Here is a 23,763-nt window from a genome sequence, read left to right on the forward strand (position 1 = left end):
GGTCGTCGCAAGGTCCTCCCTTACTCGACCAACGAGATCGACGCGGTCGCCGGGGAATGCATCACCCGCGTCAAATCGTGTACACCCGCATCGCCGTCTCGCGAAAGACGTTACGTAGCACGTAATCACCACGGGCGGCGAGGAGGTCGATGAGTGCGCCCACGAGCATGTCCAGGGCGGCGTTGGGTTTGTCGATGGGGAAGTTCGAGCCGAACATCACGCGGTCAGAACCGAAGTGCCACATGACATGTTCGACGAGCGGGCCGATCATCTCCGCGAGGGTGGACCGGCTGCCGACGTTGCCCCACCGCTCACGGCCGTAGCCGAGGATCGGTAGCGCCAGGCCCGACAGTTTCACCTTCACGTTGGGATAGGCGGCGAGGGTGACCATTCGTTCGCGCCACAGCCGCAAGATGTCGGCCCGGGCGCTGGCCGTGGTTCCGGTCCGGGCACCGACCGGGCCGAACACGCCGACGGGGGCGCCGATGTGGTCGATGACGATCGTCACCTCCGGATACTCGCGCGCGACGGTGGCGACGTCGTAGAGCTGATGCGAGTAGACGAACGCGTCGAACACCAGACCACGGCGCGCCACATCCTCGAAGCCACGAAGAAAGGGCGGCGACGCCAGGATGCCGTCGGCGTCGACGCCGTCGCGCACCTTCGGATCCGGATGACGGGTGGCGATCCACCGCACGCCTCGCAGGCGGTCGGTGATTGCGGCATGCTCGTCGAGCAGGTCGCCGAAACGCTCGGCACGCGGATCCGCGTGCGCGACAACTGCACCAAGCCGCGGGGCCTGTCCCACACCGAACGGCAGGCTCGCCACGTACCGGGTCTCCTCGGCCGCCGAGTCCCCCAGCGGGGTGTGAGTCGTGCCGGCCGCCGCGTCACTCCGCCAGTGGGACTCCATGTGGACGACGGTGTCGATACGTACCCCCGCGATGGTGGGCACAGCGGCGGCATCGGCCAGGTACTGCAGTGGCTCGTAGATCCGTCCGACCGTGCTGGGCGTGAGAACGTACTCGCGGTCGGACTGCGAGACCACCATGGGGAAGATGCGCTCGCCGAAGGCGGGCACGAACCGGTACAGCTTCGACAGCCGGTTGGCCGCCCACGGAGTTCTACGCGGATTCCACTGGTGGAGATGGGCATCGACGATGCCCGGCAGCAGCCCGTCCAGCGTGGTCACGCACTGAGCGTGCCACATGGCGCGGCCACACCGGCATCGATTGTCCGATCGAAAGTCACCGGCGCAGCCCCACTAGTCTCGATAGTCTGGGCGGGGCCCGGGTCGGTTGACGCAGACGGTGGTCGAGGAGGTGAACGACGCAGTGGCGAATCATTCGCAGCACACATTGCACCTGCTCCGCGCGTTGATCAATCGAGACCCGGACCGATTCTCGGCGAACGTCTACAGCCGGATGTTCGCGATCGACCCCGATCTGCGTGATCTGTTCCCCGCGCTGATGGCCGGGCAGCGGGATGCGTTCTTCCGGGTGATCGACCACGTCCTCGAGGTCATTCCGGGCGAGTCGGGGCACGCCGAATTGGTGGAGTTCCTGGCCCAGCTCGGTCGCGACCACCGGAAGTTCGGCGTGCAGCCCCGGTACTACGAGGTGATCTTCCGGGCGCTGACCGACGAGTTCGCGGCGGTCCTGGGCGATCAGTGGGACAGCGAAGCCGAACGCACCGTGATCCAGGCGATGATGCTGACGACGGGCGTGATGCGCGGCGCAGCCGAGACCGCGCCGCTGCCGGCATTGTGGACGGCGGAGGTCGTCGAGAAGTTCCGCATCACCCGGGATCTGGCCGTCGTCCGGCTGGTCAGTTCGGCACCACAACGGTTCGCCGCCGGTCAGTATCTGGAGGTCCACATCCCACAGCGCCCCCGGTTGTGGCGGAATTTCTCGCCCGCGATCCCACCCAATCCGGCGGGTGAACTCGAGTTTCACATCCGCGCCATCCCGGGTGGATCGATGAGCGGCGCGGTGGTCGCCGAAACCCGGCCCGGCGACGTCTGGACGTTTTCCCAGATGCACGGAACACTTCACGTCGATCCGGACCGCCCGGTGCTGATGGTGGCCGGCGGAACCGGTCTGGCCCCGCTGCGAGCCCTGCTGATCGAGATGTCCAAACGTGCGGACTCGCCGTCGACGCACATCTTCTACGGCATGCGCTACCCCGGCGAGCTCTACGACCTCGCGGTGTTGCGGCGCATCGCGGCGACCAACCCGTGGCTGCACGTGACCGCGGTGTCGGAGGAGACCACCGACCCGTGGTGGATCAGATCGTCGGCGACACCCGAGTCGCTCGGCATCGAGCACCGCATCGGCACGCTCGCCGACGTTGTCGCTGCAGGTGGATGGCATGAATGGGAGGGCCATCAGGTGCTGATCGCCGGGTCGGCCGACATGATCGAGGCGACGCGCCGACGCCTGCTGATCGCGGGTGTGCCGGGCGAGGTGATCCAGCACGACCCCGTGCACTGACCCTTCGAGAGGCCGGCTCGTTCCTCGCCGGCTCCTCAGGGAACGGGGAGACGCTCTCGTTCCTCGCCGGCTCCTCAGGTGGGTCTCGATGCGTTCCCTCGCTAGCGCTCGGTCACTTACTCGACCAGCGAAAAAATCGACCACATCCCGGCCAGCCACCCACCCGACCAACGAAAAAATCGACCACGCCCCAGCCAGCCACCCACCCGACCAACAAAAAAAGTCGGCCACGTCCCGGGCCAGCCACCCACCCGACCAACGAAAAAATCGGCCACGCCCCGGCCAGCCACCCACCCGACCAACGAAAAAATCGGCCACGCCCCGGCCAGCCACCCACCCGACCAACGAAAAAGTCGACCACGCCCCGACCAGCCACCCACCCGACCAACGAAAAAGTCGACCACATCCCGACCAGTCACCCACCCGACCAACGAAAAAATCGGCCACGTCCCGGCCAGTCACCCACCCGACCAGCGAAAAAATCGACCACGTCCCGGCCGGTCACCTACTCGACCAGCGAGAATGCTACGGCGCGGGGCTTTGGCCGCCGAAGCCGCCGTCGGCCGTCTCGGTGACGGTGACGGTGACCGTCGACGGTTCGGCGGTCTCGGTCTGCGTCTCCGTGTTGGTGACGGTCGTCGTGCTCGGGGCAGGGGCGGGCGCGCTGACGGTCGCCGTCTCACGCTCGGTGCGGGTCTCGGTGACCGGTTCGGCGGTACGGACCACGGTGGTCGTCGACGCCGGCTGAGTGATGGTCGTGGTGGTCGCCGGCACGGCGTCGTCGCGTTCGGAATCGACGCCCGCGAACACGGCCGATGCGGCGATCGCACCGAGAGCGAGAGCCCCGGCCAGCGCCGCTCCGATCAGCCACCAGCGGCGATTGGACGTTCCGCGATGTACGCCGGGTGGCTTCGCCGCGATGATCGCCGCGCCCGCCGCCGGTGCGAGTGCCGGCTGATCGACGACGGTGACGGGGCGGGCCAGTGCGTATTCGAGGGCCGGTGCGGCACCTGCGACCTCAGCGCCGGGGCCGGTGCACACGATCGATGTCACCGATGACCCGCCGGGAGCCGACGTCAGGGCGTCGGCGACCTCCCGGGCGCAGGTCGGGTCGGTGACGGGTCCGGGCGTGCCGTAGGCGAACTCGGCGGTCCCGAGTACCTCGCCGGTGGCGGAATCGAGCGTGACGACCGATGAGCCCGGCGAGGGGATCGCCGATCGGTCGAGATCGATCGCGGCGATGATGCCTCGGTTGGGTAGTTCGGCGCGGGCCGCCTCGGCGAGCGCCGCCGGCAGGTCGGTGACCGACACCTTGCTGTACCAGCCGGGCCGCCCGCCGGCCGGCGACAGGTTCGCCTGCAGATAGTTCTGGGTGGCCGGGCGTGCGCAGGCGATGCCGATGCGGTCGATCTCGTACGGCACCGACTCGACGAGTTCCCTGATCGCGGTCTGCGCGCTCTGTGCCGACGGGTCGGGCAGGTCCACCAGATTGCTGGCGATGACGGATCCGTCGGCGGCCCGGACCACCGATGCCACCTGGTCCTCGACCACGGAAATGCCGAGGACCGAACCGGCCGACGAGCCGCCCATCGGGGCGGCTGTGGTGTCGGCCATGTTCGGTCCTGTCGTCGGTGGCTGGCTGGTCGCGGTGCTCAGGGTAGCGAAGCCACCTGAGCGTCGATCAGTCGGCGGTGCGCTTGCGCCGCGGCTGCCAGACCACGAGTGCGCTGGTCCGCGGCACCGGGACGAGTTCGCCGCTGCGGCGCTGTGTCGCCTGCTCGAGCTGCGCCTGCAGTTCACGGAGTCGCGACTGGAGCGCGTCGACCTGGTTCTCGAGGTCGATGATCCGTTTGATGCCGGCGAGGTTGACGCCCTCGTCCTGCGACAGACGCTGGATCTCGCGCAGGAGTTCGACGTCGCGCGACGAGTATCGCCGTCCGCCACCGCTGGCGCGTTGCGGCGTCACCAGGCCCAACCGGTCATAGGTGCGCAGCGTCTGCGCGTGCATGCCGGCGAGTTCGGCGGCCACCGAGATCATGAACGTCGCGGCGGACTCACGGTCGTTGTCGTGGGCTGCCATGATTCATCGCCCCCATCCCGCGCGAGGATCGAATCCGCTGGCCTTCTCCGCGTCGGCATAGGCGCGCATCGCGTCGACGGCTGCGTCGTCGAGTTTCGGCGGCACCGCCACCTTGACGGTGACGAGCAGGTCGCCGGCGCCACCCGACCGCTTGGGCACACCACGGCCACGCACCCGCAGGGTGCGGCCGTCGGTGGTGTTGGCCGGGATCTTGACCCCGACCGAGCCCTCCAGCGTCGGCACGGACACCGTGGCGCCGAGGATGAGTTCTGAAATGCTCACCGGCAGTTGTACTTTGAGGTCGTTGCCGCTGCGCGTGAACACCTTGTCGGCGGTCACGTGCACGACCACGTACAGGTCGCCCGACGGCGCGCCTCGCCGTCCGGCCTCACCTTGGCCGGCCAGCCGGATACGCTGACCATCCTCGACGCCGGACGGGATACGGACGTTGATCGTGCGGGCCCGGACCTTGACGCCGGTGCCGTCGCAATCGGAGCACGGGTCGTCGATCCGCGATCCGGTCCCCTGGCAGTCCTGGCACGGCTCACTGAAGCCGAACGCCCCCTGGTTGCGGCTGATGAAGCCGGAACCGTTGCAGCTCGGGCAGACTCGCGGGCTGGTGCCGGGCTTGGCACCACTGCCGTGGCACGTGGTGCAGGGCGCCGGGCTGGTCACGCGGAGTTGTACGGTCGTACCGAGAGCGGCGTCTTTGAAGCTGAGGCTCGTCTCGGTCTCGAGGTCGTTGCCACGCTTGGGCCGACTCGCCGTCGACGTGCGCTGGCCGCGTCCGCCGGTGAACAGATCACCGAACAGATCGCCGAGTCCGCCACCGTCGCCGCCGCCCCCACCGAACAGGTCGCCGATGTTGAAGTCGCCACCGGTGGTGGTGTAAGTCGTTCCCCCGCCCGGGAATCCCCCGGGAAATCCGTTGCCCCCGCCGCGGAATCGTCCGCCGGCGAACATGGCGCGGGTCTCGTCGTACTCTTTGCGCTTCTCTGCATCGGACAGCACGCTGTGGGCTTCGGACACCCGCTTGAAGCGCTCCTCGGCCGCCGAGTCCCCCGGATTGGCGTCGGGGTGCAGCTCGCGTGCGAGCTTGCGGTAGGCCTTCTTGATCTCTTCAGCCGAAGCGTCAGAAGCAACGCCGAGGTCCTTGTAGAAGTCTTGTTCCAACCACTCACGTTGTGGAGCCACCAGACGTCACCTCCTTCGGTATCTCAGTTGTCTGGATGAAGTTGTCGTTGTGAAGTTGTGGTGTTGCGCTCCCTGTGCGACGAGCCACGAAGACCCTTCGTGGCTCGTCGCCGGCGCTCCGCGCACCTCAGGGAGCGGGAGGGTTGCGCTTATTGTGCACCAGACTCTTCGGGTTGCGGTTGTGCCGCCGGTACCGGATCGGTGACGGTCACCATCGCGGTGCGGATCACCTTCTCGCCGAGCCGATAGCCGCTGCGATAGACCTGCCCGAGGACGGGCTGCGCACCGTCACCGTCGTGCTGGACGGCCTCGTGGAGTTCCGGGTCGAACGAGTCGCCCGACTCTCCGAACTTGGCCAGTCCCTCGCCGGCGAGCGTGGTGCCGAGCTTGTCGGCGATCGCCCGCAGCGGCCCGCTCTCGAGGTCGCCGTGCTCGCGGGCACGGTCGAGATCGTCGAGCAGCGGGAGCAGTTTCTCGATGAGCACCTGCTTGCCGAAGGCGACCGATCCCTGCTTCTCCTCGGCGGCACGCCGCTTGAAGTTCGCGAACTGGGCTCGCTCCCGCTGGAGTGCGGCGGTCAGTTCGGCGATCTCCTCGTCGGCGACCGAGCTGGGGGTCACCTCTTCGGCGCCGGGTGCCGGCCGGCGCACCTCTCCCGTCTCGGGATCGATGACGCGGCGGTCGGTCACCGTGATCGGCATGTCGACTTCCTGGTCGGGGTCGACCGGACCCAGCTCGGGTTCGCTCGCGGCGTTCCCGACGCCGGATCCGGTCCCGTCCTGGGTCACTTGTTGTCCCCGGAGGTCGGCTCGTCGACGACCTCGGCGTCGACGACGTCGCTGTCGGCGGCCTGCTCACCGGTGGGTGCCGAACCGTTGGGCGACTCGGCAGCCGAGGCGGCGTAGATCGCCTGGCCCATCTCCTGGGACTCGGCCGAGAGCTTCTCGATCGCGGACTTGATGGCCGCGATGTCGTTGCCCTTCAGTGACTCGTTGGCCTCCGCGATGGCCGCGTTGACCTTGTCCTTGACCTCGCCGGGAACCTTGTCCTCGTTGTCCTTGAGGAACTTCTCGGTGTGGTTGACCAGGGACTCGGCCTGGTTGCGGGTCTCGGCCTCCTCACGACGCTTGCGGTCCTCGTCGGCGTGCGCCTCGGCGTCCTTGATCATCCGGTCGATCTCGTCCTTGCTCAGGCCGGAACCGTCCTGGATACGGATGCTGTTCTCCTTGCCGGTGCCCTTGTCCTTCGCGGTGACGTGCACGATGCCGTTGGCGTCGATGTCGAAGGTCACCTCGATCTGGGGGACACCCTGCGGCGCCGGAGCGATGCCGCCGAGCTCGAAGGAGCCGAGCAGCTTGTTGTGCGACGCGATCTCGCGCTCACCCTGATAGACCTGGATCTGCACCGACGGCTGATTGTCCTCGGCCGTGGTGTAGGTCTCGCTGCGCTTGGTCGGGATGGTGGTGTTGCGCTCGATCAGCTTGTGCATCACGCCGCCCTTGGTCTCGATACCGAGGGAGAGCGGGGTGACGTCGAGCAGCAGCACGTCCTTGACCTCGCCGCGCAGGACGCCGGCCTGCAGGGCGGCGCCGACGGCGACGACCTCGTCCGGGTTGACGCCCTTGTTGGGCTCCTGGCCACCGGTCAGTTCCTTGACCAGATCCGAGACCGCGGGCATACGGGTCGATCCACCGACGAGCACGACATGGTCGATGTCGCCGACGGCGATCCCGGCGTCCTTGATGACGGCCTGGAACGGCGCGCGGGTGCGCTCGAGCAGATCGCTCGTGATCTTCTGGAACTCGCTGCGCGAGAGCTGCTCGTCGAGGAACAGCGGATTCTTGTCGGCGTCGACGGTGATGTAGGGCAGGTTGATCGAGGTGCTCTGCGATGCAGACAGTTCGATCTTGGCCTTCTCGGCAGCCTCACGCAGACGCTGCATGGCCATCTTGTCCTTGGTCAGGTCGATACCGTTCTGGGCCTTGAACTTCTCGACGAGCCAGTCGACGATGCGCTGATCCCAGTCGTCACCACCGAGGTGGTTGTCACCCGAGGTGGCACGGACCTCGACGACGCCGTCGCCGATCTCCAGCAGCGAGACGTCGAAGGTGCCGCCACCGAGGTCGAAGACCAGGATGGTCTGCTCCTTCTCGCCCTTGTCCAGGCCGTAGGCCAGGGCGGCCGCGGTGGGCTCGTTGACGATGCGCAGCACGTTGAGGCCCGCGATCTGTCCGGCCTCCTTGGTGGCCTGACGCTGCGAGTCGTTGAAGTAGGCCGGCACGGTGATCACGGCGTCGGAGACGTCCTCACCCAGGTAGGCCTCGGCGTCGCGCTTGAGCTTCATCAGCGTGCGCGCGCTGATCTCCTGCGGGGTGTACTTCTTGTCGTCGATCTCGACGGACCAGTCGCCCTCGCCCATGTGGCGCTTGACGGACCGGATGGTGCGGTCGACGTTGGTGACCGCCTGGTTCTTTGCCGGCTGTCCGACCAGGACCTCGCCGTTGCGCGCGAACGCGACCACCGACGGGGTCGTACGGGAGCCTTCGGCGTTGGCGATGACGGCGGGCTCGCCGCCTTCGAGCACCGACACCACCGAGTTGGTGGTGCCGAGGTCGATTCCAACTGCACGGGACATGTGTTTCCTCCTAGTCATGGGTCTGCACCGAGGTGGTGTGACACCTTGTACGTCTGTCGAAACCTGAACTTCAGTGCAACCGACTCATGTCTTACTGAATCGAAGACGATGAGTCAAACCGACTTGAGTCTATCTCACTCAGGTTTCTCGAAGTGTCCAACGGGGAGGCCGGCCGTATTGTTCCCGGTTTCGCCGAAAAAGTTGAGTCGGAGTGACTCAATGTCCGCGGCTGTCGCCCATCGGCCTCTTTCTGACCGCGGTCCGTTTACACTCTCCACCACAGACTGTGAGGCGGGGGGCTTCGTGAGCAAGAACGCGGCGGGTAGCGGTCACGATGCCCCGGATCGGCGCACGCGATTCGCGCGGGCGACGCTGGAGATCATCTCGACCCGCGGGCTCCACGCGGTGACGCATCGGTCCGTCGACGAGGCCGCCGGACTCCCGGCGGGTTCGGTCAACTACTACGCGCCGACCCGGTCGAAGCTGCTGTCGCTGGCCATCGAGGCCGCGCACGCCGTGATGTGGGATGTGGCGATGCGGTCGTTCGCGCCGATGCTCGCCGGCGACGATGCGACACCGGAGCTGGTGCTCGACTGCACCACCGACTTCGTCATGGCGATGTGCACCGAGGGCGAAGGGTTCGTCAAGGCGCACTTCGCGATTCTGGTGGAGGCCCAGTTCGACGACGATCTGCGCGAGCAGGTGCTGCGCAACCGCGCGGTGTTCATCGATTTCACCGAGCCGTTCGTCTCGCGCTACGAACCCAACCGGCCCGAGCGCACCGCCGAACTGATCGTCGCGCTGCTCGAAGGGTTGATCCAGCAGCAGACGCTGGTGGCCACGGAGATGTTCCCGCGCTTCATCATCAAGGGCACCATCGCCCGTATCTTCGGCTTCCCGGGCGGCGAGCTCGAACCCGCCCCGGCCTGAATCCCCTCACCACCGATCCGCCGGCCACCGATCCGCCACGGTGATGGCGCGGTCGCGGCGCGGTCACGGTGCGGTCATCACCAGTTTCGCGATCCTGCCCATCACTGCCGGCACGTCGCCTTGCTCGCGGTCCACCTGCCACCCGGCGATCAGATTGGACGCCTCTACCACCGCGCGCACCCGGTCCAGCCGTCGATCGGCGAACTCCGCCCACAACCGGTCGTCGATCCGCTCGCTCCCGGTCAGCAGTTCGGCGAGCACGACGGCGTCCTCGAGTCCCATCGCCGCGCCCTGCGCGATGGTCGGCGGACAGGTGTGCACCGCGTCGCCGATGAGGACCACCCGCCCCCGATTCCACGGCCCGTCGAGCAGATGGGTCTCGGCGTGCGTGTAGTGCACGACTGCGGAATCCTCGATCGCCGCGCGAATCGCATCCCAGGGTCCGTGGTAGGCCGACGACAGCTCGCGCACCACCTCGACTCGCTCGGCGGCCGTGAGTGCGGACCGGTCGCACGCGTCTTCGGTGAGATGCGCGTACAGCGTGGTCTCCGAGGTCGGCGTGAAACCCGAATAGAGGCAGCGGCCTCCGTAATACAGCCCCGCATGATCGAGTTCGGCCGGGCGCCGGGCGAACACTCGCCAGATGCCGAGGCCGATCGGGCGCGTCTGGAGATCAATCCCGAGCATCTTGCGCGTGGCCGACCGGATCCCGTCGGCACCGATCACCACGTCGTAGCGTGCTGCGGACCGGTCGGAGAACACGACATCGACACCGTCGTCGTCGGCACACAGCTCGGTCACGGTGGTCGCGAACCGGGTCTTCACCCCGACCTCCTCGGCCCGGTCCATCAGGATGCCGGCCAGGTCGGGCCGGTACATACCCATCGTGGGCGGAACGTCGGGCCCACCGGTCGGCGCGCTGGGCACCTCGGCGAGCACCGCCGCCTCGGCATCGGTCGCGTAGATGTGCAACGTCGTGAACGGCTGTCCGGCGGCGATACACCGGTCGAGCACACCGAGCTGGTCGAACACGCGAAGAGAATTGCCCTGCAGGGTGATTCCCGATCCCAGCGCGGTCACGTCCGCGTTGATCTCGACGAGGTCGACGGCGACGCCGGCTCGGGCGAGTTCGATGGAGACGGCGGCACCGGACACCCCGGCGCCGATCACGAGAGCATTGTGGACGGCAGGCATTGTTCGAATTCTCCTGTGGGGCTGAATGAATCGGAAATGTCGGGACACGTGGACGGCCTGGCACCCGGGAACAGGTGCCATGACGCCTCGTCAGGGGAGCCGTAAGAGCTTGCGCGCGTTGTGCTCCACGTCGACGGACAGACCGTCGAGCTCGGTGGGCGACGAGGAGTCCCATCCCCCGAAGTTCGTGCCGAGGACCAGCCGGGTGGGATCGGCGACCTCGGCGAGCAGCTGCGCCGACGACTCGGCATGCACGTGGGTGTCGAACCAGAGGCGCGCATAGTCGCGGTCGAACTGCGCCACCGTGATCGGGGAGGCGCCGGTCCCCACCCACGAGCGCACCCGGCCCAGCAGGAACGGCATCGCTCCCCCGCCGTGGCTCAGGCAGATGTCGAGCCGCGGATGTCGTTGGTCATCGCGTAGGCGGACGCGGTCACGGTGAACCGGCGGGTGCTGGTTGCCGCGTCGAATCCGCCGCCCTCGCTCCACACCTCGTCGAGCGCCTGGACGGCCAGCGCCACGGTGGCCTGGAGCCGGGTGGCCAGGGGGGTCAGCTGATACGAGCCACCGACCCGCACGAGGAGTTCGTCGTCGAAGTGCCGCCGGAGCCGCCCGAGCGCCGCGGACACCGCGGGCTGGCTGAGATGGATGCGCTCGGCGGCCTTCGACACGTGTCGGACCTCGAGCAGCGCATGTAGCGGCACGAGCAGGTTCTGGTCGATTCGTCCCAGCTGTGCGTCCTGGGTTTCTGCGGCACCCACGACCTGGACTGTACCTCCCGGCGATGCGACGCCGACGAGTTCCGGCAGGTCAGGAGCCGGACGTTCCGGGCAGCAGGTAGGCGACGACCATGTCGGTCAGCCGCTCGGTCAGCGCCTCGTTGTCCCCCACGTCGGTCGCATAGTCGGCGCCGTAGGAGGTACGGATCATGACCGTGGAGAACACCGTCGCGAAACACAGATCCAGCACCATCTCGTCGGCGACGACGGTGTCGCCGCCGTCACCGCCACCGGCATGGCTCAGGGCGTGGCGCAGGGATGCGATGAACGTGCTGCGCAGGCCGCGGGTGTAGAAGCGGCCGCGGTCCAGCAGCAGCGGGTGCGTCGCGGACATGTGGATGACCGCGCGCAGGAAGCTCTCGTGGCCGGCGAACAGCGCGATCACCGAACCGACCGCATGGTGAATCGTCTCGACGGGCCCGCGGCGGTCCGTCCGGTTCTCGTCGAACAGTTCCGCCTGATCGGCGACGATGGTGCCCATCTTGTACTCGTAGACGGCCGCGAAGAGTTCGTCCTTGCCGTCGACGCGCTCATAGACCGCACGCGGCGCCACCTCCGCACGTTCGCACACGCGCGGCACCGTGAAGGCCGACAGGCCGCCCTCCTCGATCAGCTCGATACCGGCCGCGAGAATCCGCGCCCAGGCCTCCCGGCTGCGTTGTTGCCGGGGCGGGCGCGCGGCCAACAGATCGGAGGCCGTCCACTCGTCGAACCTGCTGGACCCAGACGCGTTCACGGTTCCGATTGAACCAGTCTTCGGCCACCACCGACCGCCGCGGCGCGGATCGGGGGTTGACAGGACGTGATGCGTGTTACACACTCAAGAAACCGTAATCGGGATTACGGTTTCACGGAAGGCCATCCGCCCGAGCGAATCTTCTTCCGCGCCAAGTACATACATCGGCTCATCCCCACATCAGCAGGGTTCGCGGTGTCTCACCACCCGACCGGCGTGGCCGATCATCACCTCAGGAGAGTTCCGTGGGACAAACACATCTGGACCGCATCGCCATCGTGACCGGCGCTGCCGGCGGCATCGGGGCGGCCATCGCCGCCGGACTCGCGGCACGCGGTGCGAGCGTCGGCATCGTCGATGTCGCCGACGCCGCGGACACCGTCGAGGCGATCAAGCAGGCCGGTGGCCGCGCTCACGCGGTCCGCGCGAACATCGCCGATCCCGACGCCGCCGAGGCGGCGGTCACCACCATCGCCGATGCCCTCGGCCCGGTGGACATCCTCGTCAACAACGCCGCGATCGGGCGTCTGGGCGCGGTTGACGAGATCGACATCGATTCCTGGAGAACGGTTCTCGACGTCAACGTGACGGGCACCTTCGCGATGTCACGGGCCGTGGTGCCGGGCATGAAGGAACTCGGTCACGGACGCATCGTCAGCGTCGCGTCGACCTCGATCTACACCAACACCCCGCGCATGGTCGCCTACATGACCAGCAAGGCCGCCATCCTCGGCCTGACCAGCTCGCTCGCCGCCGATCTCGGCCCGGCCGGGATCACCGTGAACGCCGTGTCGCCCGGCTTCACCCACACGCCGATGGTGGAGGAGCAGATCCGGGCCGGTGCGATGCCGCCGAATATCGCCGACATCATGCGCGGCATGCAGGCACTGCCCCGGACGACATCGGTCGAGGACGTCGTCGGTGCAGTCGCCTACCTCACCGGCCCGGATGCCGGCATGGTCACCGGTCAGTTCCTCGCCGCCGATGGCGGCCTGACGCGTCACTTCTGAAAACCCAACCTCTGCAATCGCTTTCCCCCCCGAAAGGAAACACTGATGACCGACACCGATTACGACGTCGTGGTCGTGGGCTCCGGACACAACGGACTCATCGCCGCCGGCTACCTCGCCAAGTCCGGCCGGAAGGTACTGGTACTCGAACGCATGCACTACGCGGGCGGCGGGGTCGCCACCCTCGAGATGGCCGAACCCGGCTTCTGGAGCGAGCGGCACAGTGCGCTGCACGTTCTCATCCAGGCCAACCCCCTGATCACCGACGACGAGCTCGGCCTGCTCGGCAAGCACGGCCTCGAGTACATCAGCATGGACCACCCCTACGCCGCCATCTTCGACGACGGCACGTTCCTGCCCATCTACCGCGACACCGAACGCACGGTCGCCGAGATCGAGCGGTTCTCGGCCGCCGACGCCAACGCCTACCGGAAGTTCGTCGACGCGGCCGTCGAGATCACCGATCTGATCCTGCCCGGGTTCTTCGTCCCACCGGTGGACCCGGCAACCGCCGGTGCCGCGCTCGCCGCGGCGCCATACGGTCCGGAAACGCTGCGCGCCATGGGAATGAGCGTGTCGGACGTGTTCGGTGAGTGGTTCTCCGACGAGCGGGTGCTGGTCGCGTTGAACCGTCTGGCCTCGGAGATCATCACATCGCACCCCGACGACAAGAACACCGGCATCTTCGCGTACGCTGCGATCGGCATCGTCGCCAAGTACGGGATCTCGGTGCCGCGCGGCGGCGGCGTGAACTTCACCAACGCCTGCATCCGGGCACTGCAGGCGGGTGGCGGCGACATCCGCCTCAACACCGAGGTGGATCAGATCATCGTGGAGAACGGCCGTGCCGTCGGCGTTCGGACCACCACCGGGGAGACTATCCGCGCACGGGAGGCCGTTCTCGGATCGATCCACCCGCACCTGCTCGCGTCGTTCCTCGGCGACAACCTCGATCCGGCGATCGCGGCGGCCGCCGAGCACACCGAGCTCAGCAAGTTCACCGGCTTCGTCGTCCATGCGGCACTCAACGAGCCCTTGCGCTACAAGTGTTCTCCGGACATCAACAACTTCGTGATGAACACGCTGACCCACGGCGGCTTCACCGACATGCTCGACACCTTCGACACGTTGCGGCGCGGCCGGTTCCCCGAGTTCCCGCTCGTGGGCGCCGGATGTCCGTCGGTGGCCGACCCGTCGCGTGCTCCCGAGGGCAATGCCGTCCTGCACCTGTTCTGCCTGACCACCTACGACCTCGAGGACGGTGGGCCGCAGCGGTGGGAGGAGATCAAGGAGGACTACGCCAAGTTCCTGATCGAGTACACGGCGACGTTCTACGAGAATCTCGACGCCGACAACATCCGCGATTACGAGATCGTGAGCCCGCTCGACCACGAGAAGGACACCCCGAGCTTCCGGCACGGCGACATCAACGGCATCGCGATGCTCACCAACCAGCTCGGAGCCGCGCGGCCCACACCGGCACTGGCCGATTACACCGTGCCCGGCGTCGAGGGCCTGTATCTCGTGGGCCCGTTCCAGCATCCCGGCGGCGGCGTGGTCGGCGGCGGACGGCCGGTCGCCATTCGGATGCTCGCCGACCTCGACCCGGCATCCGATCACGCCGCGGTCTTCTCGGCGACCCAGCCCGAACTCGCATGAGCGCCGCCGGAGGTCACATCGCGGTGATCGGCGCGGGGCCGGGCGGTCTGGCGACCGCGCTCGCCATGGCCCAGGCCGGCCACCGGGTCTCGCTGTACGAGAAGGCATCTCAGGTACGGTCGAGCGGCAACATCCTCAATCTGTGGCCTCCGCCGGTCAAGGCGCTCGGCTATCTCGGCGTCGACACCGAGGACCTCGGGTATCCGTGTACGAGCAGCGCACGTCGAGCGGACGGACACCTGCGAATGGTGATACCCCTGCCCCAGGACATCAAGGACGAGTACGAGGGCGGATTCATCGGCCTGCTCCGCCCCGAGTTGTTCGCGCGCATGACCGCAGCGCTGCCGGAATCCGTCACGGTGCACACCGACCACGAGTTGACGGCCCTGCACGACCATGGCGACGGCGTGACGCTGACGTTCGGGAACGGTGCCCGGTCCGAGGCCGATCTCGTGGTCGGCGCCGACGGGATCCACTCCACGGTCCGTCGGCAACTCTGGGGTGATGCGCCGCTGCGCATGCACCGTCTGCACTGCTTCGGCGGCTTCACCTTCGAGCCGATCCCCGGGGCCAAGCACGGCACGTGCGTGATGACGTTCAGCAAGGACAAGCAGGGCTCGTGGAGTTCGATCAAGAGCTACGGCAAGGTCGGGTTCCAGTGGTGGATCACCAGCCCATGGGATCCGGGCACCGCGTTCACCGGCGATATGTGGGAAACGGCTCTCGCCCAGGCATCTTCGGAGTTCCACTGGCCGCTGCCCCAGATGGTCGAGGCCACGGATCCGGCGGATGTCACCCGTTGGGAGATCCGTGACCGGCCACCCCTTCCGCAATGGTCGCGGGGTCGGGTCACGCTCATCGGCGACGCCGCGCACCCGACCTCACCGTATGCGGCGTACGGCGCCGGAATGTCGATCGAGGACGGCTATTTCCTGGGCCGGGAGATCAGCCGGGTCGACCTCGACGACACGGCGGCACTCGCAAGGGCGCTCGCCGCCTTCGAGGAACCGCGGCGAGCGCACACCTCGAAGATGTCCGGCGCCGCCTACTCGCAGGGCAAGCTCTTTCATCATGCGCCGCCCGGCGTGCGACACCTGCGCGACTTCGTGTTCGACCACACGCCCGTCTTGCAGAAGGCGATCGCCGACCGCATTCCCGCCGACATCTACAAGATGCTCGACGAGATCGACGGGCCGATCGAACCGGCGACAGCGTAGGGCGCGGATCAGGAGTCGAGTCGTTGCCTCACGCGTGCCGACCTTCGACGCCGTGTCAGCGAGGGTGTGCGGCGAAGAAGGTCCAGATGGTCGACGTCGCATCCACCGACACCGACGGCGCGAGCAGTCCCAATGCCGTGAGGACCGGATTACGTTGTGCGCCGGGCCATTGATGACCGGCCCCCGCGATGCTGATCAGGTCGACCGACCGTGCCTGCGGGCAGGATGCGATCGACGTCGTCACGTCGCCCGACCTGGTGACTTTCGGCGGTCCGCAGTGGTTGATCCGCCGGAACAGCGCGTTGTCGGCGGGTATCGACGGTCCGTCGACGCGCGCGGTGCCGTTGAGGTTGAACGCCTTACCCGGCCCGCCACCGTAGGGCACCCGGTCGTCGGCGGTGCCGTGAATGGCCAGCAGCGAGATCGGCGCGGCACCGGCACAGGGCACCATGATCGTGCCGGCAACCGGTGCAGCCGCGGCGAACAATCTTGTCTCGCAGGCCATTCGGTAGGCCATCATCGCGCCGTTGGACATGCCGGTGACGTAGATGCGTGACGGGTCGATGGGCATCCGCGCCGCCACCGATGCCACCACCCGACGGATGAATGTCACGTCGTCGACACGTCGCTGTTGTGCGGGGCCGCAACATGTCCCGGCATTCCACGAGCGCCCCACACCGTTGGGGAAGACGGCGACGAAGCGACCGCGGTCGGCCTGCGCGTCCCAGTGGTAGCTGCGTTCGGCCTGGCGTCCGTCACCGTAGCCACCGTGCAGTACGACGACCAGCGGAACCGGGCCGGACAGTCCCGCGGGACGATACATCTCGAAGGTCCGGGTGCCGACCCGCTCGGTGGTGTGACCGGCCGACGGCGCCGACGATGCCGATCCCGGCGCAGCCAGCGCAGCGCACGCGGCCACCAGTACCGACAGGACGATCAAGCCGATGGCACGGGGCGTCATGTACTCATCGTCGGTGACCGGACGCGGCCGGGCAACGCTGCCCAACGGACTCTCACCGGATTCTCATCGGTGAGCCTTCATGATTCGTCCGGCTCCGGCGGGAGAGCGTCGCCGGGGAACCCTCGGGCCGGATGCACGTCGTAGACGAAGACCTCTCCCCGCACGCCGGGGTCGTCGTTCATGATCGCCGTGGTGGCCTCGACGTCGCGGTCGAAGATGCCGACACCACAGATACCGGAGTCGTCGGTGACCGGCAGCACCACCGACAACGCACCCGCGGCGCGCAGCGCCATGTTGCGGCGGCCGTGCTCCCAGATGATCGATGCCGCTTCGGGTGTCCCGTATTTCGGCCCGGTCCGGAGAATGACGACCGAATACGGTTGGGCGTACTGCAGGATGGTCTGCATCTCGTCGTCGGTGATGGTGGGTAGATCGGACATCGGGCAGCCTCCCAGTGGACAAACGAACGACCCGGACACAACCCATCATCACCCTCAAACGGTGCGCTGCACCCTACCGGTCGGTAGCTTTGCGAAACAGAGTCGGATTTGCACCGATGTGAATACAGTCACCCTATGCGGACACTCAAGTCTCTTGGCGTGATCTTCACCCTGTCGGCCCTGATTTTCGGCACGATCACCGTTGCTGCACCTGCCGCGTCGGCAGCGCCGACACCGGTCTCCGCGTGCATCCCGGTCGAGACACCGAAGCAGAAACAGGACCTCGCCAAACTCACCGACCCGACGACCATCGTCACCTACGACGATGCACAGAAGAAGATCGCCGCGCTCAGGAAGGCGCTGTCGAAGCACAACGACTACCGGGGCACCTTCCCGATCGCCTTCGACGAGATCCTGAAACTCGTCGGCCCGAGTATCAAATCGGGTATCTACGAGGACCCGGTGTGGGCGACCAACCTGGCCATCGAGGTCGTCCGCCTCTATGTCAGTGCGCTGCATGAGTTCGTCACCGGCGGCAAACCCCCCGCCCATTGGGCGCAGGCACTGCGGCTCACCACCCACTGCGACCGCAGTCCCGGGCGCGTCCTGATGGGGCAGATCTTTGCCCACCTCATCATCGACTTCCCGAACGCACTCGTGACGGTCAAGTCGAAGCCCAAGAACACCAAGGACTTCTACACCTTCGGCGGTGCCCTCGTCGACGCCACCCCGGCGATCATCAAGTCGTTCAAGACCACCTACGGCGTCAATCTCGAACCGCTGTTCACCGCATGGTTCGTCGGCGACATCATCGGCGACAAGGCCGCCACCACGGTGTTGTTCCAGTCGACCCGAACCGCCGCGTGGGTCAACAACTTCGGGCTGCAGAACCCGGCGACACACGACGCCACCGTGGCCGAGATGTGGGTGCTGTACGAGAACGCGACCGTGTTCATGAACATCCTCGAGCGGTTGGGGCAGATCTGATTCGATCCGCTGCGGCTCAGGTGAGCCGGCGGAGTTTGTCCAGCACCGCCTCCGGCGAAGACGCCGGCGGAATGGTGGTGAAAGCAACTGCACCCAAGTCTGTTTCGATGTCCTCGGTTTCGATGTCCTCGGTCCAGAACTCAGAGTCGACCACCACGGCGTGCACGTCCTCGGTCGTGTCGATCCGGTCGTCCCCGCGCATGGCGACAGACCAACCGAGGTGCTCGACCACATTGAGCACAGAGGTGTAGTCGCCGAGTACCTCGGCGCACTCGGGTGGGGCGGGCCGCGTATCGAGCACGACGATCTCGATCGGGAGCGGGCCGAGTTGCCCGAGCCATTCGGCCACATACATCGATGCGCTGTCGGCGGCGTCGAAATCGACGTCGTCGAGCTGATTGCCGGCCACCTCGTGCGCCCATGCCACCCATGCGGCCGGTGATGGGATGTGCAGGACGATGCCGCGGCGGGTGGCGTCGGCGATCGTGGTGAGCGTCTTGCGGAAGGTGTCGAGCAGTCCCTGATGTCCGAGGAGGGTGCGCAGCGGGTAGCCCGTCCGGCTGCGCGCACCCATGTCACCGATCACCGCGGGTTGGGCGTCGAGATGTGCTTGCTGCCAACGCTGCACGTCGACCCACGCGGCGTCGGAGCCGAGCAGCGACTGGACCTGGCCGTAGTGCCCGGCCAGGGCTGCGAGGTCGGTCCAAGGGATGGGAGCGCCTTGCCGGATGACGGCGGCGGAGTAGTCGGTGTCCTCGATGAGCAGTGGCCGACCGCGCCCGCTCGGGGGCGCGCCGATGAGGGTGGAGAAGGTCATGGGGTTTCCTTGCGGCGACGGAATCAGTGTGGGGAATGTGTGGGGAGACAGCGCTGGTGGATCAGGGATGACATGCGGGTGGGCCGAACCGGGGCGGGACGCGGTGTCGCCCGCCCCGGTTCGGGTGTTCGGTCAGGTCCGCCGGCTCACGACCTCACCGTGCTTGTCCTCGAGCTCGGCGATGCGTTGCTCGAGTTTGGCGATCTTGACCTCTCGGCGGTCGGGGATGTTGATGATCGGCAGATCGGCCAGTGGCGCGGTCACCCGCTCGGGACCGTCGATGCCGAAGACCGTCGCCGTCAGCTCGTCCGTGTCCGATCCCCAGGAGCCGTAGTACAGGAGATCCTTCGGCGGCTCGGGGGTGACGAATTCTTCGCAGAACTCGGCAAACGGCTTGCCACGCTCGAGGCGGTCGGCGCGGGCCTTCGCCCGGGCCTGCTCGGTCGCCTCGACGTCGATCCGGAAGGTTTCCGGGTCGTAGTGCACGGCGAAGATGTCCTGCGCCACCTTCTGGCTGATCCGGCCCAGTTCGGCATCGGCCACCACCGATTCGGGCTGCCGCTCCAACGGATCACCGTAGCCGCCGCCGGCGCCCTGGCTGATCATGTACAGCTCGCCGTCCTTGGCCAGATCGAACTGCAGGCCCATGTGGTAGGTCGAGTACCGGCCGTCGGCGAAGGGACGTTCGTTCATGATCTTCTCGATGGACAGATCGAACGTCTTGTTGTCGCGGCGGAAGTGCTCGTACACGTTGGTGCCCTTCACCATCGCCAACGGATAGGTGCCGCAGCCGTATCCGCCGTACATGCCGTAGATCGACGAGAACTTGGCGCCGGAGGTGACCGTCATGAATCCCCACTGCGGGGTGCCCTCGGCGGCCACGATCATCTCGTAACCCATACCGCCGGTGAACTTTCCGAAGCCCATGTTGTCGCGGACCAGGCGCTTGGCGACGAGTTGCATGAACGGCACCTCTTCCTCCATCACCTCCTGCTCGGCGGTGTCGGCCATCGCGCAGAACAGCGGCGAGACCGCATCCTCGCCGTCGCGGAAGGGTTTTGCGCCCCCGGGCATGCCGTTCAGATCGGCACACAGGTTGCCGACCATGTCGCCGTGCTGGGTCACGCCACCCCACAAGAAGGTGTTGATCTGGTTGAACCAGTTCGCCACCACGTTGCTGTACTTGTGCGGGGTGGAGAACGACATCCGACTGTAGAGCGCCTGCATCATCGAGAAGCCGCGGAACGAGGCCTGCAACGACTGACCCATCGGGGCGTCGTAGGAGGCATCCGCCCAGGTCCCCTCGTCGGAGATGATCTCGATACAGCTCATCGCCGCGGTGCAGCGCGGCAGATCGGGCCACCAGAACGCCAGGATCGCCTGCATCATCATCGATTTCACCGAGCACAGCGGCGAGTTGATGGCCCGGTTGAGGATCTCCGGTCCGGTGCCGCGCAGATCCACCGTCATGTGATCACCCTTGACGGTGATCTTGCAGGCGACCTTGATGAGGATGTTCTCTTTCAGGGTGGAGTCCATGAACTGGTCGAAACGGTATGTACCGTCCGGCAATTCGGCGATGCGGCGACGCACTTCGACGTCGACGTCCTCGACGGTGGTGCGCAGTGCACCGATGAAGGTGTCGACACCGACCTCGTCGATCACCGCGTTGATGCGTTCCATGATCTTGTTGACCGCGGTGATCTTCACCTTCAGGTCGGCGAGTTGGAGTTTGGGGTCGCGCACCGAATGCTGCAGGAAGGTCAACAGATCTCGACGCAGGTGACCGCGCTCGACGATCTTGAACGGGCTCATCCGCAGCCCGTCGTCGAAGGCGGTCTCCGAGCCCGACGGCATGCCGCCCGGCTCGCACGCACCGTTCTCACCCTCGTGGATGGTGGCGGCCACCCACGCGATGATCTCGTCGTTACGGATGATCGGCATGATCATCGACTGGTCGGTGTTGTGCACGTTGCCGAACCGGGCGTCGTTGTGGATGAAGCCGTCGCCCTCGTGGATACCGACGGTCGGCTCGTCCTTCCAGTACTTCATGATGTAGCGGATCGGGTGGTGCAGGATCGCGCTGAACGCGATCACGCCGTGGCAGGACAGGTAGGAGACGTCGCCGGCGGCGGTGTAGATGGCGGTGGTGAGGTCGCCCCATTTGGCGCCGGGCGCGGCGCCCTGCGCCTCGCACATCTCGTAGCCCTCGTCGAGGGCGCCGGCGATCCGCTTACGGATGCGTTCCACCTCGATCCGGTCGACGCCGGCGGCGATGGCCAGCTCCTCGTGATCGGTGCGCTCGGAAATGCTGTGGCTGCGCATGATCTCGCGGTCGGGACCGAGGAACAGGGTGGTCTCGTCCATGAACTTGTCCACCCACTCCTGCTCCTCGGAGGTGAGCGGTTTGGCGGTGCGGTCGTTGATTGCGGTCATTGTTCGATGTCCTTCGTCGTCGGGGTCGGGTGTGATGGCACGGTCAGTCGCGGAGGAACCACACCGCCCCCTGTTCGGTCGGTTCCAGGCGCCACTGCGGCTCGACCAGGAATGTGGTGGTCTCGGTGGTCACGATGGCCGGACCGGTGATCACGTGTTCGGCGGTCAGCGCTTCCTGGTCGTAGAACGGGGTGTCGATCGGCTTGTCGACGCCGATGAAGTACGCCTTGCGGTGCCCGACCGGCGCCGGCGCGCGGCGGTCGCCCCCGGATTCCAGGGTCTCGAAGTTGACGACGTCACCGTCGACGTAGGACGCCACCCGGACCGTGCTGCAACGGATTCCGGCTTCAGGCGCCGCCGACGACGCACCGAATCGGTGGCTGTAGACGTCGCCGAAGATCTTGATGATCTCCAGGATGTCGCCGACGCCGCCGACCCGGGAGATGTCGGGCAATGTCACCGCCTGGGTGAGCAGTTGGTTGCCGTATCGCATGTCCATCTCGAGGCGGTGCCGGACGTCGTCGCCGGAGAAGCCTTGGCGGATCAGGTCTTCGCGGCCGCGGTACTCGAGTTCGGCGATCACCGAATTGAGTTCGTCGTAGTCGTCGAAGAGCGAACGGGTGGTCGCGTTGTACATGGTGATGTGCACGCCACGCTCATGGAAGTGCAGTTGCTTCATGTTCCCGGCGCCGCAGGCGGAGAACACCGACGAGAACGGCGGTGCCAGAACCCTGGTGATTCCGGCGTGGCGGGCGATTCCGCAGGCGTGCAGGGGCCCGTTGCCACCGTAGGCGAGCATGGTGAAGTCCTCGGGCAGATACCCGCGGACCCGCAGTTCCTTGCCGATGCCGATGGCCATCTGCTCGTCGACACCGTCCTTGATCACGCGTGCCGCCTCGATCACGCCGATGTCGAGGTGATCGCACAGGCTTTCCTCGATGGCGAACTTCGCACGCCGCGGGTTGAGCTTGATGTACCCGTTGGCGTAGTTGTCGGGGTCGAGATAGCCGAGCAGCAGATCGGCGTCGGTGACCGTGGGCTTGAGGCCACCCCGGTCGTAGCAGGCGGGTCCGGGGTTGGAACCCGCGGACTGCGGACCGATCTTGACCGAGTTGTGGATGCGGTCGTAACTGGCGATGGAACCGCCACCGGCACCGAGCGTGTCGAGGTGCACCATGGGCACCGACACCAACCAGCGGTCGATGGTGGGCAGGAAGTCGTAGTGCTTGACCCCGCCCTCGGGCACCAGGCCGATGTCGAACGAGGTGCCGCCCATGTCGGTGGAGATCAGGTGTCCGATCCCGGTTTCGTTCGAGAGATGCTCGGCCGCACCGACTCCCGCGATCGGCCCGGAGTGGATGGTCTGCAGAGCATCGGTCGAGTTCATCTGTGCCATGCCACCGGAGTTGTGGATGACCAGCATGGGCCGGTCGTAGCCGAAGTCACGCAGGTTGTTCGACAGCTGTGAGAGCGCGTGGAACATGATGGAGTGCAGATAGCCGTCGACGATCGTCGACGTGGCCCGCACGTATTCACCCTTGCGGCCGGAGACCTGGTGGCCCAGCAGTACCGGGATCGCGCCGAGTTCGTGGGGCGGGAACTCGTCGAGGATGATCTCCTGGATCGCCAACTCGTGCTCGGGGTTCTCGGTCGCGTTGGTCAGCGACACCACGATCGCCTCGGCACCGGCATCGACGAGTTCTCGCACCACCGAACGGACGTCGTCCGGGTCCAACCGCGCCACGACCTTGCCGGCGGAGTTGATCCGTTCCTTGACCGAACGGATCAGGCTGCGCGGCACGAGCGGTTCGGGGCGTTCGGCGGCAGGGAGGTTCTGCTGCATCGAATAGTCCAGTCCCTCACCGTAACCGCGGCCGCGGGAGAGGGGGATGGTGTCCTCGAATCCGTGGGTCACGATCGCGGCGACCTCGGGTCCGTTGCGTTCGATGAGCGCGTTGGTGCCCAGCGTGGTCGCATATCGGACCGAGTCGACCTCGCTGAGGACCGTCGACCGGTCCAGACCTGCCCGCTTGCAGGCGAGGTCGAGGGCGTCGTTGAATCCCAACGCCAGGTTGTGGTGGGTGGTCAGCGCTTTCGCGTCGACGTAGATGTCGTCCCAGACGAAGAAACAGTCGGTGAACGTGCCACCGATGTCCACGGAGATGCGTTTCATGGGTGTGCTCCTTGGCTTGTGAG

General features: G+C 66.7%; 21 protein-coding genes. 6 read left to right on the plus strand and 15 right to left on the minus strand.

All coding sequences use genetic code 11. From position 1 onward, the window contains the following. Positions 1–70 precede the first annotated feature (70 nt). Positions 71–1,192: an amidohydrolase family protein gene (locus ACWDTI_RS25185; protein WP_449740868.1), complete on the minus strand. Its 1,122-nt coding sequence runs from the start codon at positions 1,190–1,192 to the stop codon at positions 71–73. A gap of 142 nt (positions 1,193–1,334) precedes the next feature. Between ACWDTI_RS25185 and ACWDTI_RS25190 the strand changes: the two genes are divergently transcribed. After that, on the plus strand, positions 1,335–2,492 hold the full coding sequence (locus tag ACWDTI_RS25190; protein ID WP_449740897.1) for an FAD-binding oxidoreductase: 1,158 nt from the start codon (positions 1,335–1,337) through the stop codon (positions 2,490–2,492). A gap of 525 nt (positions 2,493–3,017) precedes the next feature. Here ACWDTI_RS25190 and ACWDTI_RS25195 read toward each other — a convergent pair. From ACWDTI_RS25195 to dnaK, 5 genes are all read right to left on the minus strand, one after another. After that, a complete protein-coding gene (locus ACWDTI_RS25195) occupies positions 3,018–4,106 on the minus strand; it encodes a hypothetical protein (RefSeq protein ID WP_449740869.1) in 1,089 nt (362 codons plus the stop codon). A gap of 67 nt (positions 4,107–4,173) precedes the next feature. Continuing rightward, positions 4,174–4,572, minus strand: coding sequence for a heat shock protein transcriptional repressor HspR (locus tag ACWDTI_RS25200; protein WP_449740870.1), 399 nt, complete (start codon positions 4,570–4,572; stop codon positions 4,174–4,176). Positions 4,573–4,575: 3 nt separating this feature from the next. Continuing rightward, positions 4,576–5,766 (minus strand): molecular chaperone DnaJ, encoded by a 1,191-nt coding sequence (gene dnaJ, locus ACWDTI_RS25205; RefSeq protein ID WP_449740871.1) that lies wholly within the window; start codon positions 5,764–5,766, stop codon positions 4,576–4,578. A gap of 149 nt (positions 5,767–5,915) precedes the next feature. Beyond that, positions 5,916–6,467, minus strand: a complete 552-nt coding sequence (gene grpE / locus ACWDTI_RS25210) for a nucleotide exchange factor GrpE (protein WP_449740898.1) — start codon at positions 6,465–6,467, stop codon at positions 5,916–5,918. A gap of 83 nt (positions 6,468–6,550) precedes the next feature. Beyond that, on the minus strand, positions 6,551–8,401 hold the full coding sequence (dnaK, locus tag ACWDTI_RS25215; RefSeq protein ID WP_449740872.1) for a molecular chaperone DnaK: 1,851 nt from the start codon (positions 8,399–8,401) through the stop codon (positions 6,551–6,553). 303 nt (positions 8,402–8,704) lie between these two features. On the opposite strand from dnaK, the gene ACWDTI_RS25220 reads away from it, so the two are divergent. Then, entirely contained in the window at positions 8,705–9,331 is a 627-nt protein-coding gene (locus ACWDTI_RS25220) for a TetR/AcrR family transcriptional regulator (protein WP_449740873.1), read from the plus strand. Positions 9,332–9,394: 63 nt separating this feature from the next. Here the strand turns inward: ACWDTI_RS25220 and ACWDTI_RS25225 are convergent, their stop codons facing one another. The 4 genes from ACWDTI_RS25225 to ACWDTI_RS25240 form a co-directional block, all read right to left on the minus strand. Next, positions 9,395–10,525: an FAD-dependent monooxygenase gene (locus tag ACWDTI_RS25225; protein WP_449740874.1), complete on the minus strand. Its 1,131-nt coding sequence runs from the start codon at positions 10,523–10,525 to the stop codon at positions 9,395–9,397. Between the two features lie 90 nt (positions 10,526–10,615). After that, complete coding sequence (locus tag ACWDTI_RS25230; RefSeq protein WP_449740875.1) at positions 10,616–10,888, minus strand: hypothetical protein; 273 nt, start codon at positions 10,886–10,888, stop codon at positions 10,616–10,618. Positions 10,889–10,905: 17 nt separating this feature from the next. After that, positions 10,906–11,286 (minus strand): LysR family transcriptional regulator, encoded by a 381-nt coding sequence (locus ACWDTI_RS25235; RefSeq protein ID WP_449740876.1) that lies wholly within the window; start codon positions 11,284–11,286, stop codon positions 10,906–10,908. A gap of 49 nt (positions 11,287–11,335) precedes the next feature. Continuing rightward, positions 11,336–12,040: a TetR/AcrR family transcriptional regulator gene (locus ACWDTI_RS25240; RefSeq protein ID WP_449740877.1), complete on the minus strand. Its 705-nt coding sequence runs from the start codon at positions 12,038–12,040 to the stop codon at positions 11,336–11,338. Between the two features lie 245 nt (positions 12,041–12,285). On the opposite strand from ACWDTI_RS25240, the gene ACWDTI_RS25245 reads away from it, so the two are divergent. From ACWDTI_RS25245 to ACWDTI_RS25255, 3 genes are read left to right on the plus strand one after another with little or no spacing between them, the layout of a single operon-like run. After that, positions 12,286–13,050, plus strand: coding sequence for an SDR family NAD(P)-dependent oxidoreductase (locus ACWDTI_RS25245; RefSeq protein WP_449740878.1), 765 nt, complete (start codon positions 12,286–12,288; stop codon positions 13,048–13,050). 45 nt (positions 13,051–13,095) lie between these two features. Continuing rightward, a complete protein-coding gene (locus ACWDTI_RS25250) occupies positions 13,096–14,709 on the plus strand; it encodes a phytoene desaturase family protein (protein ID WP_449740879.1) in 1,614 nt (537 codons plus the stop codon). Continuing rightward, positions 14,706–15,926, plus strand: a complete 1,221-nt coding sequence (locus ACWDTI_RS25255) for an FAD-dependent oxidoreductase (protein ID WP_449740880.1) — start codon at positions 14,706–14,708, stop codon at positions 15,924–15,926. The genes ACWDTI_RS25250 and ACWDTI_RS25255 overlap by 4 nt, the downstream gene beginning before the upstream one ends. A gap of 55 nt (positions 15,927–15,981) precedes the next feature. On the opposite strand, the gene ACWDTI_RS25260 is transcribed toward ACWDTI_RS25255, so the two are convergent. Together ACWDTI_RS25260 and ACWDTI_RS25265 are read right to left on the minus strand one after the other, a co-directional pair. Then, positions 15,982–16,887, minus strand: coding sequence for an extracellular catalytic domain type 1 short-chain-length polyhydroxyalkanoate depolymerase (locus tag ACWDTI_RS25260; RefSeq protein WP_449740881.1), 906 nt, complete (start codon positions 16,885–16,887; stop codon positions 15,982–15,984). 77 nt (positions 16,888–16,964) lie between these two features. Next, entirely contained in the window at positions 16,965–17,327 is a 363-nt protein-coding gene (locus ACWDTI_RS25265; RefSeq protein WP_449740882.1) for a hypothetical protein, read from the minus strand. Positions 17,328–17,462: 135 nt separating this feature from the next. On the opposite strand from ACWDTI_RS25265, the gene ACWDTI_RS25270 reads away from it, so the two are divergent. Then, positions 17,463–18,314: a DUF5995 family protein gene (locus ACWDTI_RS25270; RefSeq protein ID WP_449740883.1), complete on the plus strand. Its 852-nt coding sequence runs from the start codon at positions 17,463–17,465 to the stop codon at positions 18,312–18,314. Positions 18,315–18,330: 16 nt separating this feature from the next. Here ACWDTI_RS25270 and ACWDTI_RS25275 read toward each other — a convergent pair whose 3' ends face one another. From ACWDTI_RS25275 to ACWDTI_RS25285, 3 genes are all read right to left on the minus strand, one after another. After that, entirely contained in the window at positions 18,331–19,131 is an 801-nt protein-coding gene (locus tag ACWDTI_RS25275; RefSeq protein ID WP_449740884.1) for a hypothetical protein, read from the minus strand. A gap of 132 nt (positions 19,132–19,263) precedes the next feature. Beyond that, positions 19,264–21,567: a hydantoinase B/oxoprolinase family protein gene (locus ACWDTI_RS25280; protein ID WP_449740885.1), complete on the minus strand. Its 2,304-nt coding sequence runs from the start codon at positions 21,565–21,567 to the stop codon at positions 19,264–19,266. Positions 21,568–21,610: 43 nt separating this feature from the next. Then, the gene (locus tag ACWDTI_RS25285) at positions 21,611–23,740 is read right to left on the minus strand and encodes a hydantoinase/oxoprolinase family protein (RefSeq protein WP_449740886.1); all 2,130 of its coding nucleotides are present in this window, start codon (positions 23,738–23,740) and stop codon (positions 21,611–21,613) included. Positions 23,741–23,763: the final 23 nt, after the last annotated feature.

The organism is Gordonia sp. NPDC003424, assembly GCF_053588655.1.

Excerpts from the sequence above, each read along its gene's own strand:
- ACWDTI_RS25195 (WP_449740869.1), bottom strand. The coding sequence starts at position 4,106 with ATGGCCGACACCACAGCCGCCCCGATGGGCGGCTCGTCGGCCGGTTCG.
- ACWDTI_RS25200 (WP_449740870.1), bottom strand. The coding sequence starts at position 4,572 with ATGGCAGCCCACGACAACGACCGTGAGTCCGCCGCGACGTTCATGATC.
- grpE (WP_449740898.1), bottom strand. The coding sequence starts at position 6,467 with ATGCCGATCACGGTGACCGACCGCCGCGTCATCGATCCCGAGACGGGA.
- dnaK (WP_449740872.1), bottom strand. The coding sequence starts at position 8,401 with ATGTCCCGTGCAGTTGGAATCGACCTCGGCACCACCAACTCGGTGGTG.
- ACWDTI_RS25225 (WP_449740874.1), bottom strand. The coding sequence starts at position 10,525 with ATGCCTGCCGTCCACAATGCTCTCGTGATCGGCGCCGGGGTGTCCGGT.
- ACWDTI_RS25230 (WP_449740875.1), bottom strand. The coding sequence starts at position 10,888 with ATGCCGTTCCTGCTGGGCCGGGTGCGCTCGTGGGTGGGGACCGGCGCC.
- ACWDTI_RS25250 (WP_449740879.1), top strand. The coding sequence starts at position 13,096 with ATGACCGACACCGATTACGACGTCGTGGTCGTGGGCTCCGGACACAAC.
- ACWDTI_RS25255 (WP_449740880.1), top strand. The coding sequence starts at position 14,706 with ATGAGCGCCGCCGGAGGTCACATCGCGGTGATCGGCGCGGGGCCGGGC.
- ACWDTI_RS25260 (WP_449740881.1), bottom strand. The coding sequence starts at position 16,887 with ATGACGCCCCGTGCCATCGGCTTGATCGTCCTGTCGGTACTGGTGGCC.
- ACWDTI_RS25265 (WP_449740882.1), bottom strand. The coding sequence starts at position 17,327 with ATGTCCGATCTACCCACCATCACCGACGACGAGATGCAGACCATCCTG.
- ACWDTI_RS25270 (WP_449740883.1), top strand. The coding sequence starts at position 17,463 with ATGCGGACACTCAAGTCTCTTGGCGTGATCTTCACCCTGTCGGCCCTG.
- ACWDTI_RS25275 (WP_449740884.1), bottom strand. The coding sequence starts at position 19,131 with ATGACCTTCTCCACCCTCATCGGCGCGCCCCCGAGCGGGCGCGGTCGG.
- ACWDTI_RS25280 (WP_449740885.1), bottom strand. The coding sequence starts at position 21,567 with ATGACCGCAATCAACGACCGCACCGCCAAACCGCTCACCTCCGAGGAG.
- ACWDTI_RS25285 (WP_449740886.1), bottom strand. The coding sequence starts at position 23,740 with ATGAAACGCATCTCCGTGGACATCGGTGGCACGTTCACCGACTGTTTC.